The following is a 14,541-nucleotide window of genomic DNA, read 5'->3' as shown; positions in this document are numbered from 1 at the left end:
CCTGCTTATCTATAGTTCTGTAATCATTTTGAGCCGCTGGCTTGCCCCTTCTATTAGCAAAATGGCTTCACTGGCATCCATGACCTGATTTTGTTGCTGATAATCCAACTGATCCAGCAATGCAGCATAACATGTATGATCACTTGGAGTTCCGCCTGACAACAGTGCATTCCCGCTGCTGATCAACTCACCCGCAAGTTCAATGGTGAACTGCATTTTATTTAGCTCAACGGTGTTGCTGCCGACCATTATCAGCACACCCAGCCCGCCGCCAAATCTTGCGACCCGCTCCAAGTGATCCAGTGAGTCATTTTCCATCAAATCAAACGCCGATTTGAAATGCGGCATTAAAATGACGAGCAGCGGATATTTGGACAGAATATAGCCCGATTCATCAAAGGCATCGCGGACCTCGGCCTCGGCAAAAGCTTGCCGGGCATCATTTTTTCTCATCTGCAGCTGTTCTATCAGCCATTGTGTAAGCTTCAAAAACTCTTCAGCCGTATTCATACAGCGGGTAACCACAGGATTGGCCTTCAGTTCTGCCAGTGGGATACCTCCGCTGTCAAACAAATGGAATTCCTTGCTTATCTGATCAGAAGACTCATAGATAGCCTGCACCAGCGAGTTGAACCTGAAATCTGCCAGCTGAGGATTCGTATACGACACTACGAAATTATTGACCCGCTTTATATTCATTTCTGCCGGAACTGTAGTATTCCAGTCGAGTCCTACAGGTACAAGATGCTTTTCCCGCTCCGGATGCTCTTTGCGGGCACGCTCCAGGAGCTCTGCCAGCGAAAGCTTATCCGGAATCACTGCAATGCCTACCGGACTTAATTCTCCCGCCGCAGCCTTCATCTCTGCACTGATCCGGCGGAGCGACGCGGCAATTTGATCATCTGAGCTGCCCTCCACCGGAAGCGCAGTATGGAATTCCAGAATCCGGTTATCCTTGAAGAGCCCGCGTCCGACAGTGTCGGTTGGCTCCATACCGTCTGTCCGGCCCAGAATGCTGATGTAATCCACTCTGTCAGACATCTGATAGACCAGCGCCTGCTTGACATTCTGGCTGATCCGGTAAGGATAGGAACTGACGGAATTAGCTGCAAATACAAAATAAATTCCGTAATTTCCTCCTTCGCGTACCAGCTTAGCCAGATCCATCACATGGTCATCATACGCTTCGGCAAATCCGGTGTAGTTATCGAGGAGAATAACGATGTACGGAACCTTTTCACCTGTAGCTGCACAATAGGACACCAGATTGCTGATGCCGAGCTGCGAGAACTTACGCTTGCGTTCATCCAGCTGGGACAACAGCCAGCTAATCAGCCTGCCAAGCTTCTGTTCATCCTCAGGATAAATAATGTCCCCCAGATGCGGAAGCTCATGAAAGACACCAAATGTACGGGTTCCAAAATCCAATATATAAAAATGTACATAATCAGGATCATATTTTAGGGCAAGCGACATGACAATCGTTTTTAAAAGTGTTGTCTTACCGCTGCTCGGTGCCCCGTACACAAGCAGATGCCCATTCTGGTTAAAATGAATATCCAGATTATATTGCTCCTGATCCGCAGGGTTATCTACCCGCCCCACTGTAGCCGTCAGATTATCCGCCTGCGGCTGCCAGTCAGCTCCATTCCAGATCTGCTGCGGGTCAAGCACCTCCGCCAGTACAAGAGTCTCCGGAAGCGGAGGAAGCCAGAGCTGAAAGGCCTCCCCGATGGAGTGCTCTGCCGAGAGTGCTGCGATGTGATTAACCACTGCCTGCAGCTCGCTCATTTCAGTGGTCCCATCATTGTTTTTCACTTTCGGCAGCAGGGATCTCCGTTCACCACTCAGTGTGACTACATCCATTTGCGGTATTCCCTCCCCATCCGAATCACCGGTATGATAAGGTGCTCCGCTCCAGGAGGACTGGAACAGGGTAAAGACCTCATTATTGCCGACCTGCAAATACCCGCGGCCCTTTTCTTTAATCTCTGCCGCCTCAGGCCGTTTCAGCATTTCCTGGCTATCCGAAGGCGTCTGCACCTTCAGACACAGCTTGAACCTTGAGTTACTCCAGATCTGGTCATCAACCACTCCCGATGGCTTCTGGGTTGCCAGTATTAAATGGATACCTAAGCTTCTGCCTACCCGTGCAGCACTAACCAGCTCCTTCATGAATTCCGGCTGATCTGACTTAAGCTCCGCGAACTCATCCACCACAATAATCAAATGCGGCAGGGGAAGAGTGACTTCCTTATTGCGGTACAGAACGATGTAATGATCAATGCTGGTTACACCGGCGTCACTGAACAGCCGCTGCCTGCGCAGCAGTTCGCTTTTGATTGAGGCCAGTGCCCGGTTAATCTGGTTGCCGCCCAGGTTTGTAATTGTCCCTACCAGATGGGGCAGCCCCTGAAAGGCATTGGCCATTCCTCCGCCCTTGTAGTCAATAAGTACAAAAGCAACCTCATGTGGGTGGTAATTTACCGCCAGCCCAAGCAGCAGGGATTGAAGCAGCTCACTTTTTCCTGAACCGGTAGTTCCGGCAACCAGTCCATGGGGACCATAGCTTTTCTCATGCATATCGAACATAAGGGACTTCCCGCCTGCCCCCAGTCCCAGAGGAATAGAGAGCGTACGGTTTGCCTGATTGCCGGACCATCGCTGGAGGACGTTCAGTTCCTCAACCTGATCTACCTGGAAGCTCTCCAGAAAGGTAACCATTTGCGGGATATAGCTGTTATTTTGCCCTTCCTTGATTCTGAGCGGCGACAGGGAACGGGCAAAAAACTCTGATTGCCGCTTATCCAGAGAATCGGCGACAAAATGATCCGCCAAATGATTTAAGAGCTGGCGGGTATCTTTGCGGACTGACCCTTTACCATCCCTGATTTCCAGAATCGCCTGGCAATTGAGCGGCAAAGCAACATCAATCTTTTCCGAAATGAATATGCTGGTGGCTCCAAGCTGCGGTTGATTGGACAGGAGAACCTTTATCATTTCTGTGCTGTCCCACAATTCAGGAGCAAATACCAGAAATACATAGTGAGGGGTTTGCAGGGTCTGTAAACCATAGCTGTTCTGGCCGCCTTCCTCTCTCTTTCTAAGGATAGGAAGCAGCTCATCGGCAAGATTGGATGCATCATAAGAGGTCGTAGCAATACTTCTGACTCTGCGTTCATTGTCCCATGTATGAGGAAGCCATTTCAGCCACTCCCAGTGCTCCAGATCATCCGGCTGCATTGCGCATACAATTCTTACATCATCGTAGCCTTGGTGCGTAGTCAGATGAATGATGGCTGCATTCAGAAAATCGCGGACCTCCTGCATCCTGCCAAATATGCCAAGCGTATTAATATTTTTAAGCGGTATGTAAACTGGAATATCCCTAACAAAGTACATTTCTTCACAGATTTTGGCGGCAATTTCCTCAAGGGGATTATCATCGTCCGTTGCTTTTGTTTTGGAGCTATATGTAGGTACCAGAGAGATGGGCTGAACGCCCAACCCGATCCTGTTATTCAAGAAGTCATCTTCAATGGCTGTTCTTTCCCATAGCTGCTTGCTTCTACTGCGTACAATTTCAGCACAGCCCGGGACACTTGGATGCGTATATGTATAAGCTTCTCGCTGCATACTGGCAGCGCTTTGTAGATCATTTCGGATCTGGAATAAGTAATTGAGATATTTTTTTTCCAGTTTTTTATTGTGCTCCAGATGCTTTTTCACACTGGATTTATAATTCATAACCGAAACCATAACGGTTAGAATTGTCATACTCATGGTTGAAATCATCATCGTGTAGGATCTGGTCAAGGTTGACATGAATATGGCAATCAGCATCATCCCTAACGGCGGAATAATAATCGTCAGCCAAGAGAAGGTCGGTTTGCCCGAGGGCTTGGCAGGGTCCTCCAATACCAGTTCACCTTCCGGATAATTGGGTTTAAGTCTGGGGGTCCTTTGGACCTGATTGGCCAGTATTTCTTGTAAGCTCATTTTTTTCATCACCACTGAATAGGAATTTTTGATTAAGTGCGTCCACTTTATTTAAAAACTTAAATAAAAAAATATAAATTTTCATTATTCTGGGATTTATATTATGCATTATCGGCAATCCGACAAGATAGTTTATATTTTCCATAACATTAACTGTAAATATAGTTCATTACTCCCTTATAAGTAACTATCCTCTTTAACGCATTGAAATTAACAGAGTATAAAGTTATAGTTCCATGGCCGCACATTTATTCAAAAGAGAGTTCAATATTTATGAGTAACGGCATATGTACAACTTTCTCCAACCCGGGATATCCCCTCATAAACTTTTTGAATAATTTGGATTATTACATAAATTTAATCAGATTCTATTCAACATCCAACAGCTTCTTCATCTACAGCCTTTGCTCCCGTTTAACCGTCCGGGACTTCGTCACTATGAATAATGCCCGGTTCGGAGTAACAAAAAAGCCGCCAAAATGGCGGCTTAACATACAAATAGAATAAATACCAAACCCGTTCTAAAATACCCGCTTCTTATCCCGCTCCTCCATCAGAATCTGCACGGATTCCTTAAACCGGATGGCATGGATAATTTCACGCTCCCGCAGAAACTTCAGGCTGTCCTGCAGATCCACATCATCCGTCATATCGATCAGCCACTGGTATGTAGCTCTGGCCTTCTCTTCGGCAGCAATGTCCTCATATAGATCCGCTATAGGATCACCCTTGGCCTGAATGTAGCTCGCAGTCCATGGAACACCGGCCGAGTTCTGATAGAACAGGGCATGATCGCGCTGCGCGTAGTTAGGTCCCAGCCCGGCAGCCTCAAGCTCCTGCACAGATGCATCCTTGGTCAGCTTATAGATCATCGTGGCAATCATCTCAAGATGGGCAAATTCTTCAGTCGAAATATCCGTCAGCACGCCGATCACCTTATCAGGAATCGAATAACGCTGATTCATATAGCGGAGCGCCGCTGCCAGCTCCCCGTCAGCGCCGCCGTACTGTTCCATCAGGTACCGTGCCATTCTTACATCGCATTTGCCGACACGCACCGGGTACTGCAGCTTCTTCTCATAAATCCACATCCGGAAGCCTCCCTCCTATACGTTAGATTTGCGCTACACCTGCCAGGGCCAGGGGCTCTGGCTCCATTCCCACGGGCATTTGGAATAAGCCCGCCCGAAATTCTGCAGCGGCCCGTACAGCTCCTGAAACTGGTTAGCCAGCCGGGTACGCTCCTGGGTCAGCTGGTTGAACTGCTCAATCGCCTGCAAATCCTCCGGATGAGTATCCAGATACAGATTCAGCTCAACTAGAGCAAAATCCAGCACCTGCAGCTGCTCCAGCATTTCATAGTAACGGGGCTCACATGCTTTTGACTGCTCCATCGGGCTAGACACCCCCTTTTCCGGCTTTGGACTCGTAAGGACTGTAGAAGGCCGGCCAGAGGGTTCCCGCTCTCAGGGCTTCAGCCAGCGGGTACTGCGGCAGGCCTGGCGGCTGAAAGTTCACATACTGGTTAGGCGGCACAACATACGTTTTGAACGGCACCGGCGGGCAAGGATCAAACGGTCCCCGGTAAGTAGCCCATACACGCTCCTGGGAGTTCAATAAAATTCCCCTCCTCATTGATTCACTTTCAATTCTGGCATTCCTCTCTTCGTAACTACTGTATGATGATTAGGCAGGCTGACAGAACGCGGATGAACAAAAAAAGCTGCGCCGCGTAATCAGGTCAATGACCTAACACATCAGCACAGCTCAATCCATTTGTATATTTACTCTTCGTCCTTATCCATATCCGGGTCTGCTTCCTCTGTCAGAGGCGGATTCAGGCGGTGAATGTTGATTCTGGTAATCCGCAGGCGGGTGGATTCCTCCACTTCAAAGCTCAAATCACCAACAATAATCTGCTTGCCCTTGGACGGATTGCCCTCCAGCTCTTTAAACAGCCAGCCGCCGATGGAATCGACCTCTTCATCTTCGATAATGACTCCGGTCAGGTCGTTAACATCCTCAATGAGCATCCGCCCGTCCACCGAAATATAGTCTCCGTTACGTTCAACGTCCGGACGCTCATTCTCGAACTCATCATGCAGATCGCCGACGATTTCCTCAAGAATATCCTCAGCAGTCAGGAGACCGGCCGTACCGCCGTACTCATCAACCACAAGCGTCAGCTGTGCTTTGTTCTTCTGCATGAGCCGCAGCGCATGGCTGATCTCCATGGATTCCGGTACATTCAGGATCGGGCGCACCAGGGAGGCCAGGTCATTCTGCTGATCCAGCGGGGCAAACAGCAGGTCGGTAATATGGATGAAGCCGATAATCCGGTCCTTATCCTCATTGGCTACCGGGTACCGGGAATGCTTGGTTTCTGTAATGATCCGCATATTCTCCTCCAGCGAAAGATTACTGTACAATACATCCATATCGGTGCGCGGCAGCATCACTTCACGGGCTAACAGGTCTGAGAATTCAAAGATGTTATCCATCAGCTTCATTTCATCCTTGTCGATGACCCCGCTTTTGGCGCTCTGGTTCATCAGGATGCGTATTTCTTCCTCCGAGTGGGCCGCCTCAGCTTCACTGGCCGGCTCTACGCCAACCAGTCTCAGAAGCGCATTTGCCGAAGCGTTGAGGACCCAGATAAACGGAAGGAACAGATTATAGAAGAACATCAGCGGTGCGGACAGCAGCAGTGCAGAGCCTTCTGTTTTTTGAATCGCGAGCGATTTCGGGGCAAGCTCCCCCAGTACAATATGTAAAAATGTAATGATGGAAAATCCGATTACCACCGATACGGTAGAAATTAAAGTATGATCGGTAACACCCAGCTTGAACATCAGCGGCTCTACCAGCAGCTCAGATATTGCCGGCTCCCCGATCCACCCAAGTCCCAGTGAAGCCAGTGTAATGCCGAACTGGGTGGCTGAGAGATAGGAGTCGAGCTTCTTGTTGACCTTCAGCGCATATCCGGCCATTTTATTTCCCTCGCTCACCAGCTGTGTCAGACGGGATTGTCTGACCTTCACCAGCGAGAACTCGGCAGCAACAAAGATACCGTTCAGCAATACAAGCACCAGAACCAGCAACAGATTAAGCAATAAGCTTCCTATGTCAAATTCCGTATGCACAATAACAACGCCTCGATTCTACAGAGTGATCGCCTTTCTTGATTTGAAGTCGATCTTTGGATAGTACATATCAGCAACCAGCAGATTAGGCCCGCAGCAGCCGGCAGCATCACAGAAGCAGTTAACCTTCTGGTTGAGCGGATGACTGCTTTGCCATTCAGCAAAAATATCATCCAGCCGGCTTGTCCCAATGTTGCCAAAAGCGGATATATCGGCAAAATCCGTTACGAATACATCACCGGTGAACATATTTACATTCACCCGGTTGCGTCCGTCCGGATCATTGCGCAGTGTTACATTCTTCTCTGTACGCAATCTGCGCAGCAGGGTCTGATGCTCCGCAAGGTCACTGCAGGCAAAAAACGGCAGGGTGCCGAACAGCATCCACATTTCCGGATCACGGGTGTCCAGCAGGGAATGAATCGCATCCCCCATCTCCTTCAGCGACAATACCGGCAATGAGGAGGCGAAGCTGGAGGCATACATCGGATGGACCTCATGCCGTTTTGCCCCCATATCTCCGATCAGCTTATGAATTTGCGGCAGCTTTGTATGGGTCCGGTAGTTAATCATGGATTCTGCCGAGATCAGCATACCGTCCTCACTGAGCCGCCGGGAGTTATCAATCATGGTCTCATACAGCCTGTAGGCTGCTTCCCTGGCGACAGGATGTCCGCTGTTCGCAAAGCCCACCTCGTGGAAGTCGTCCCCATTCACATAATTGAAGGAGATATGCATAACGTCAAGATACGGCAGCAGCTTCTCATACCGGGCATAGGGCATGGTCAGATTGGAGTTAATCTGCGACCGGATCCCCCGCTCATGCGCATATTTCAGCAGCGGCACAATCATATTATCTACCGTTGAAGCCCGGAACATCGGCTCTCCCCCGGTTATGCTGATGGTCTGCAGATGCTCCACTTCGTCGAGGCGCTTCAGCATATTCGTCAGCGGCAGCATATCCCCTTCTTTCATGGTCAGGCTGTCCCCGACCGCGCAATGCTCACAGCGCATATTACACAGATTGGTAACCGTCATCTCCACACTGGTCAGTACATGCCGCCCATGCCGGCGCAGTGAAGTAATCGGATCCCAGGGATCATAGCTTGGCGACAGCTCCTTCATTGTTCTGGATGATGGTTCTAATATACTCATTTTTGCTTTCTCCTTTAATACGTATTCCTAATTATTAACCCAAATTTATGAAAAAGATAGGCAGCTTACCTTTTATGATACCACGGCTGTCAAAAAAACAGCATGTACAGAAACACAAGCTTGCCGCTCCCCCTGTAAACCGCAGCTAACGAAAAACAGCGGGGCGAACACAGGCACTGCCCTGCCGCACTGCTGCGGCCTCCTGTTGTTCGCTCCTCGCTGCTAATGTGGCAGGGGGCTGCAGGTAAAGCCTCCCGCCGCCGCTCCTGCGGTTCAGGCAGACTTCACTGTTCATCGTTATCAGAGACATCGAATATCACTACTGAGAGCGCCGTGCCCAGATCCAGCTCATACGGGGTAACCGGCTCACCCTCCGGACCTGTAAATATACGCACTACAGGCCTGTGCGGCGTGCTCGGGTCAATTTTGACCACAACACCGCTCTCGCCTGTGCTTAGCTTAACGGTCAGGCCAAGCGGATAGATCGCTACACGGTCTCTGAACAGCTCCAGATGCTTCTGCTCGTAGAGCGTGCCAGAGCCTACATAGAGTGCTTCCACAGCCTGATGCGGCAGCATCGCCTTTTTATAGATCCGGTTGGAGGTCATTGCATCATAGGAGTCAGCTACTCCCAGCCACTTGGCATATTCGTGGATCTGCGGGCCGGTCAGTCCGCGCGGATAGCCGGAGCCGTTGATCCGTTCATGATGCTGAAAGGCGCAATGGGCCGCAAGCAGCGGAATGTTGGGCTCTTCTTTTAGAATCCGGTAGCCGATCTCCGTATGCGCCTGCATATGCTTGAACTCCTCATCGCTCAGCATGCCGGGCTTCTGGACGATTTTGACCGGAATCTGGGTTTTGCCGATATCATGCAGCAGCGAGCCGAGTCCGAGCACCCGCAGCTCTTCCCTGCTATAGCCGTAAGCAATTCCCAGCACAAGTGTATATAAGCATACGTTAAGTGAATGGACGTACAGGTAATTATCTGCCGTATGCATATCTGCAAGCATAATCATCGGATCTTCCTGGGAGGACATATCATCCAGGATGGAGTCCATGACTTTGGAGAATTTTTTGTCCAGGTGATAAAAGCCCTTGGTGATTCCCGAGGCGCCGGACATCTCCTGGAACTGGTTCCTGATTACTTTGAGCGCCTGGTTGCGCGTCTCATCATGCAGCATTGTCGTAATCACAACATCGTCCGTATAGGCGTCCTCAACGTAGACGTAACCGATGTCGATCTTAGCCAGCCGCTTAATTAACGCATCCGTAAGTTCTATCCCGTCAGCGAGCAGAACCAGTCCTTCATCATTATAAATCTTTTTTCCGAGCTTCATCCCAGCCTGAAGCCGATTCACGGATACTAAACGCACCTTGGCTCACTCCTGCCTTTAACGGTAAATTACTATTCTGATTCGAAGCCTTTTGCTTTACTTTGTACAATACCGTTATCACGGACGAACCTGTATTAACGCATAATAAACAGCCAGAAAACAGCTGCCAGAATAAAACGGTAGATGGCAAAATGCGTCGGTCTGATCTTCTGGATCAGCTTCATGAACAATACAACCACAAAATAAGCAACCACAAATGCGATCACAAACCCGATGGCGAAATCCATTATCGTATCCTTGGTAAAATACTTGTAGGAATCCAGCAGCTCATACCCGGACGCGGCACACATAATAGGAATGGCAATGAGGAAGGAGAAATCAGCCGAAGCCTTATAGCTCACCCCGCTCAGCATCCCTCCTGAGATGGTCGAGCCTGAACGGGAGAAGCCCGGCCAGAGCACTGAAATGATCTGATAAAGGCCGATCGCCAGTGCCTGCCCGTAAGACAGATCATCCAGCTCATGCGCAGTTACCCGCGATTTGTGCTTGTTCCACCACTCTGCCACAATCATCAGTATCCCCCCGGCGACAAGCGCCCAGAGTACTGTAGTGGCTCCAAAAAGGCCTTTAATAAAATCCCTTGCAAAAAAAGCTACCGCCAGCGCCGGAGCGATCCCGAGAATAATATGGATCAGATTAAGCCGGGGAGCCGGCATCACGCCGCCCCTGCCGCGGCTTTGCCGCCCGATGCCGAGCAAATCCAGCACGCGTCTGCGGTAAACCAGCGCGATAGCAAGGATAGCGCCGAGCTGAATCACTATTTCATAGGTCTTCATAATCGGCTCCTGCTCATCAAAGCCGAGCAACTTGGTGGTAAGGATCATATGGCCGGTTGAAGATACCGGAATAAATTCGGTAATCCCTTCAACTATAGCAAGAATTATTGCAGTAATTGTATCCATGGCTTCCTCCTGTTTTTGTTTAGAAAAAATAACCTGCCCCGAATTCTGCGTGTGCCGTGCTTATGTAGATGAAGCTCTTAAGTGGCTGTGTTCACCCATCGCCTGACGGCGCTCTCCTCAAGGCTGCCCGGACGCTGCAATTCCATCCGCAGCAGATCGCGCAGGAAATGCGGCACCAGGTACACCGGTTCACGTCCGTCCGCAATGCTCTCATAGCCGGAGCGGAAGGTGAACATATCGAGGGTGCCTACCTCATACTCCGTTTCGTCCTCCAGCGGCTCCTCTTCGACAAAAACTGCAATACTATTATCATAAGGCATTACTGCAGGATCGTACAAGATTTTTAATCCGTCGGCTGCCAGGCTGCCGAGCACCTTCCCTCTGAAGCCGTAGCCGAATATCGGCTTTGTACAGAACTCCTCTGTCAGGCTCTGCTGAAGGGCTGTCCGGATATCCTTGCCCTTGAGCTTGATTATGCAGGGGTTAATCGGTGAAGGACACAGCGCATGCAGCATCCCTGCTGTAATAGTGCCTTCCGGAAGCGGGCCCAGCAGCTGCCCGGTATTGACCAGGGACAGCCGGGTACCTGTAAACCGGCGGACAGCCTGGGCCAGCAGGTTCCCGAAGGGCGATTCACCGAGCAGATCCAGCGTCAGCTCATGACCGGTAATCGCAACCGTTTCCTCCAGCGCCTCATGCCCTTGCCGGAGATGCAGCGCGGCGGCCGGAGCCACCACTGATTCTGTCAGCAGCTGATTCAGCTCAATACAGCCGCCGTTGACCAGCCTGAACGGCGCCCCGTCTACAGGACGCTCAAACTGCAGCCGGCCCAGGTAGCGGCCGAATTTGCCGGCACCGCAGACAGCCGTTCCGTTAATCATCAGCGGCTGCTCCAGCAGATGGTGGGTATGGCCTCCGAGAATGGCATGCACGCCCTCCAGCCGCTCTGCCAGTTGCTTATCAGCAGGCAGCCCCAGGTGGGACAGGATGATAACGATATCCGCCTGCTGTGCCAGCTGGCGGCACTCTTCGCGCAGGGCCTCTTCAGGATCCATAACCTCCCAGCCCAGCAGGGCATAAAAGGACGTAAACGCAGCTGTAGCCCCGGTTATGCCGATCCTGATTCCGTTCTTCTCCACGATGGCGTGACGCTTCATCCAATGCGGGGGCTCGCCTGTGGCGGCATCCAGGAAATTACAGCAGACTACGGGGCACTGCAGCCCGGAGAATATGGCGGACAATGTCCCCGGCGGGAATGTAAGACCTTCATTATTGCCTATGGTTACCGCGTCATATCCGGTCAGATTGATTATATCTATGTTCGCCTGGCCCATCGTTCCTTCCGTCTCCACGGCAGCCCGGTCCATATGATCGCCGATATCCACCAGCAGCACGGCCTCCTCACCGGCTGCAGCCTTCAGCCCGGCAATCCCGGCAGCAATGGGGCTCATCGTCTCAAAATGGCTATGTATATCATTTGTATGAAGTATCGTCAGTCTCTGTGGTACAGACTCCATGAGCACTAGTTCCCTTCCTTCTGTAAAGCCGTTCCGGCAGAAGCGGCAGGCATGTAATCTTATGTAGCCTAGCATAACATTTTCAGGGGCAATATGGTATATTGGAATCATTATTAGAACCATGAGGTGAAATGAACAATGGAGATAACTATACGCCTGTTCGCCGGCCTGGCGGAGATGTTCAGCGCATCCGCCCTGAAATTTGAGGTGCCTGAGGCGCCGCTGACAGCTGGCGGACTTAAGACACTGCTTGCCGCTTCATACCCTGAGGCAGCCCAGCAGATCCATACTTCGCTTGTAGCGGTTAATCATGAATATGCACCTGATGACTCGTCTATATCTCCAGATGCGGAGATTGCCCTTATTCCTCCGGTATCCGGCGGTGAACCGGAACAGACCGGCGGGGAGACAGCGGACGGCCTGTTCAGCATTACCGGTCAGCCCTTAAATGCAGAAGTCCTGCTGGACAAGGTGCTGGACCAGAATCACGGCGCTTCTCTGGTATTTGTCGGCACCACAAGGGAAATGACCGGAGACCAGCGGACTACAGCGCTTCATTATGAGGCCTATACCCCGATGGCGCTTGGCAAGCTGCAGGAAATCGGCAGAGAGGTGAAGAGCCGGTGGAATGCAAATTGTGCCATTGCGCACCGTACAGGCCTGGTGGGACTTAAAGAGGCCAGTGTCATTATCGCCGTGTCCGCCGCTCACCGTGACATTTGTTATGAAGCAAGCCGGTATGCCATCGAGCAGCTCAAAGCCTCTGTACCGGTATGGAAAAAAGACATCAATGATTCCGGGGAAGCCTGGCTCGGCTCTGACCCCAAGGCCAAAGAATATAAACCGCTTTAGTTCCTGCTGCAAAATCATTGAATATTTCCCGCTTTGTTGCTATGCTGAGGAAAATTGCGATTAGTAAGGTGGCATAGTATTGAGAGTACATGTGATGGATCTAAAAGCCGGAGATTTTCTGCGGTCGGACACCTTCAGCTCAAGGGGCTTACACGTATTGCCCAAAGGCTCCCGCCTTCAGCTTGAGGAGATATCCAAGCTGATTCAGCACGGGGTTGATTATGTTGATATCGAAGACGGGCGGCAGGAGGCTGTTGTACCAACCAGCAGATCATCCGTTATCCAGACGGTAACCGCCAGCTTTGACACCAGCATTGAAGGCTTCGAATCGGTATACTTGGAAGCGTTGACTAAAGGAAGCTTTAGCCAATCCGTCGTTGATGACATCCTTCAGCCTACTCTGCACGCACTTGATAAGCACAAGGATGTGGTGACACTTCTGCTGCTGCTGGACCGTGAAGACAATTACACCTATAACCATTCTCTGCAGGTTGGCATGCTATCTTATTATATAGCTTCCTGGCTGGGATATTCCAAGCAGGAATGCTATGAAATCGGCCGGGCCGGATACCTGATTGATATCGGCAATTGCCGGATCTCCCCGGCCATTCTCAAGAAACCGGGCAAGCTCACACCGGCGGAATTTGAAGAAGTGAAATTACATACGGTTTACGGCAATGAAATTATCCGCAATTCCATGGATGATCCCTTTACAGCCCTGGTTGCCCTGCAGCATCATGAGCGGGAGGACGGCAGCGGCTATCCCGGCAATCTGACCAAGGCCGATATTCATCCCTACGCCCAGATCGCTGCCGTCGCTGATACCTACAGCGCAATGACCACCCACCGGGTCTACCAGTCGAAGCAGGAGCTCATCTCCGTACTGCGGGAGCTGAATTCGCTCAGCTTCGGCAAGCTTAACGGCAGACATGTTCAGGCATTTGTCCAGCATCTGATGCCTAATTTTATCAACAAAAAAGTACTGCTCAATACCGGTGATATCGGGGTTATCATTATGAACAATCCGCTGGATGTCTTCCGTCCGCTGGTGCAGTGCGACGGTAAATTCCTCGATCTGTCCCGTGAGCGCCAAATTACGATTGTAGAAATTTATATGGAATAGTACAAAGGCTCCCTGACCGTCAACGGTAAAGGGAGCCTCTTTTGTACAGATTGGACTTGGACTCTACAGAGAATGTTTGGGCTGCAGAATCTATGGCGAGGCTGGTAAGACAGGCCGAACAACGGGAGGTGGAGTAATGCTGCTAATTCATCAGCGGCTGGCTGAGCTGTATACGATAAGCCGAACCCGGCCGCTAACACAGCCTGAGCTTACAGAGCAAGAGCACTGCCTACACGCCAACACGGTCTACTGCTGGGAAATGGGCCGGCTGCATATGGAGGAACAGCTTGCGGCACAGACCTCCGATGTGCCCTGGCAGCAGGACATAGCGGCACAGCTTCAGAAGGTGCGCAGCACCGGTAAAGCGCCCAGGCGGCGGTAATGGCTGCTGCACGGCAGGGAGCTGCCGGTGTCTCATTCTTTCTGATTCATACAATTCGGATTAATATCTGTATG

12 protein-coding genes are annotated in these 14,541 nt (G+C 50.8%); 3 read left to right on the top strand and 9 right to left on the bottom strand.

Features of this window, described 5'->3' with window-relative positions; translation table 11 throughout:
* Window positions 1–9 precede the first annotated feature (9 nt).
* From essC to R70723_RS09595, 9 genes are all read right to left on the bottom strand, one after another.
* Entirely contained in the window at window positions 10–3,999 is a 3,990-nt protein-coding gene (gene essC, locus R70723_RS09635) for a type VII secretion protein EssC (protein ID WP_076418553.1), read from the bottom strand.
* A gap of 521 nt (window positions 4,000–4,520) precedes the next feature.
* A complete protein-coding gene (locus tag R70723_RS09630; protein ID WP_039871648.1) occupies window positions 4,521–5,090 on the bottom strand; it encodes a manganese catalase family protein in 570 nt (189 codons plus the stop codon).
* A 33-nt stretch (window positions 5,091–5,123) separates the two neighbouring features.
* Complete coding sequence (locus R70723_RS09625; RefSeq protein ID WP_039871647.1) at window positions 5,124–5,393, bottom strand: spore coat protein CotJB; 270 nt, start codon at window positions 5,391–5,393, stop codon at window positions 5,124–5,126.
* 4 nt (window positions 5,394–5,397) lie between these two features.
* Window positions 5,398–5,616: a spore coat associated protein CotJA gene (locus R70723_RS09620; RefSeq protein WP_039871645.1), complete on the bottom strand. Its 219-nt coding sequence runs from the start codon at window positions 5,614–5,616 to the stop codon at window positions 5,398–5,400.
* Window positions 5,617–5,783: 167 nt separating this feature from the next.
* Window positions 5,784–7,142 (bottom strand): hemolysin family protein, encoded by a 1,359-nt coding sequence (locus tag R70723_RS09615; protein ID WP_039871644.1) that lies wholly within the window; start codon window positions 7,140–7,142, stop codon window positions 5,784–5,786.
* Between the two features lie 18 nt (window positions 7,143–7,160).
* Window positions 7,161–8,297 (bottom strand): radical SAM/CxCxxxxC motif protein YfkAB, encoded by a 1,137-nt coding sequence (gene yfkAB / locus R70723_RS09610; RefSeq protein WP_039871643.1) that lies wholly within the window; start codon window positions 8,295–8,297, stop codon window positions 7,161–7,163.
* Window positions 8,298–8,581: 284 nt separating this feature from the next.
* Complete coding sequence (locus R70723_RS09605) at window positions 8,582–9,670, bottom strand: HD-GYP domain-containing protein (protein ID WP_039871642.1); 1,089 nt, start codon at window positions 9,668–9,670, stop codon at window positions 8,582–8,584.
* Between the two features lie 95 nt (window positions 9,671–9,765).
* Window positions 9,766–10,593: an undecaprenyl-diphosphate phosphatase gene (locus tag R70723_RS09600; protein WP_039871640.1), complete on the bottom strand. Its 828-nt coding sequence runs from the start codon at window positions 10,591–10,593 to the stop codon at window positions 9,766–9,768.
* 77 nt (window positions 10,594–10,670) lie between these two features.
* The gene (locus R70723_RS09595) at window positions 10,671–12,110 is read right to left on the bottom strand and encodes a bifunctional metallophosphatase/5'-nucleotidase (protein ID WP_039871638.1); all 1,440 of its coding nucleotides are present in this window, start codon (window positions 12,108–12,110) and stop codon (window positions 10,671–10,673) included.
* Between the two features lie 138 nt (window positions 12,111–12,248).
* Between R70723_RS09595 and R70723_RS09590 the strand changes: the two genes are divergently transcribed.
* The 3 genes from R70723_RS09590 (at window position 12,249) to R70723_RS09580 (ending at window position 14,467) form a co-directional block, all read left to right on the top strand.
* Window positions 12,249–12,962 carry a molybdenum cofactor biosynthesis protein gene (locus R70723_RS09590; RefSeq protein ID WP_039871635.1) on the top strand — a complete coding sequence of 238 codons (714 nt, stop codon included), beginning with the start codon at window positions 12,249–12,251 and terminating at the stop codon, window positions 12,960–12,962.
* Between the two features lie 79 nt (window positions 12,963–13,041).
* Window positions 13,042–14,085 (top strand): HD-GYP domain-containing protein, encoded by a 1,044-nt coding sequence (locus R70723_RS09585; RefSeq protein ID WP_039871633.1) that lies wholly within the window; start codon window positions 13,042–13,044, stop codon window positions 14,083–14,085.
* Window positions 14,086–14,221: 136 nt separating this feature from the next.
* The gene (locus R70723_RS09580; RefSeq protein ID WP_039871631.1) at window positions 14,222–14,467 is read left to right on the top strand and encodes a DUF7667 family protein; all 246 of its coding nucleotides are present in this window, start codon (window positions 14,222–14,224) and stop codon (window positions 14,465–14,467) included.
* The last annotated feature ends 74 nt before the right edge of the window (window positions 14,468–14,541 follow it).

The sequence above is a fragment of the Paenibacillus sp. FSL R7-0273 genome (genome assembly GCF_000758625.1).
GTDB lineage: Bacteria > Bacillota > Bacilli > Paenibacillales > Paenibacillaceae > Paenibacillus_AQ.
This window is presented reverse-complemented; position numbering and strand designations above follow the sequence as displayed.

Coding starts and splice junctions, on each gene's coding strand:
- essC (WP_076418553.1), bottom strand. CDS start 3,999: ATGAGCTTACAAGAAATACTGGCCAATCAGGTCCAAAGGACCCCCAGA.
- R70723_RS09630 (WP_039871648.1), bottom strand. CDS start 5,090: ATGTGGATTTATGAGAAGAAGCTGCAGTACCCGGTGCGTGTCGGCAAA.
- R70723_RS09625 (WP_039871647.1), bottom strand. CDS start 5,393: ATGGAGCAGTCAAAAGCATGTGAGCCCCGTTACTATGAAATGCTGGAG.
- yfkAB (WP_039871643.1), bottom strand. CDS start 8,297: ATGAGTATATTAGAACCATCATCCAGAACAATGAAGGAGCTGTCGCCA.
- R70723_RS09600 (WP_039871640.1), bottom strand. CDS start 10,593: ATGGATACAATTACTGCAATAATTCTTGCTATAGTTGAAGGGATTACC.
- R70723_RS09595 (WP_039871638.1), bottom strand. CDS start 12,110: ATGGAGTCTGTACCACAGAGACTGACGATACTTCATACAAATGATATA.
- R70723_RS09590 (WP_039871635.1), top strand. CDS start 12,249: ATGGAGATAACTATACGCCTGTTCGCCGGCCTGGCGGAGATGTTCAGC.
- R70723_RS09580 (WP_039871631.1), top strand. CDS start 14,222: ATGCTGCTAATTCATCAGCGGCTGGCTGAGCTGTATACGATAAGCCGA.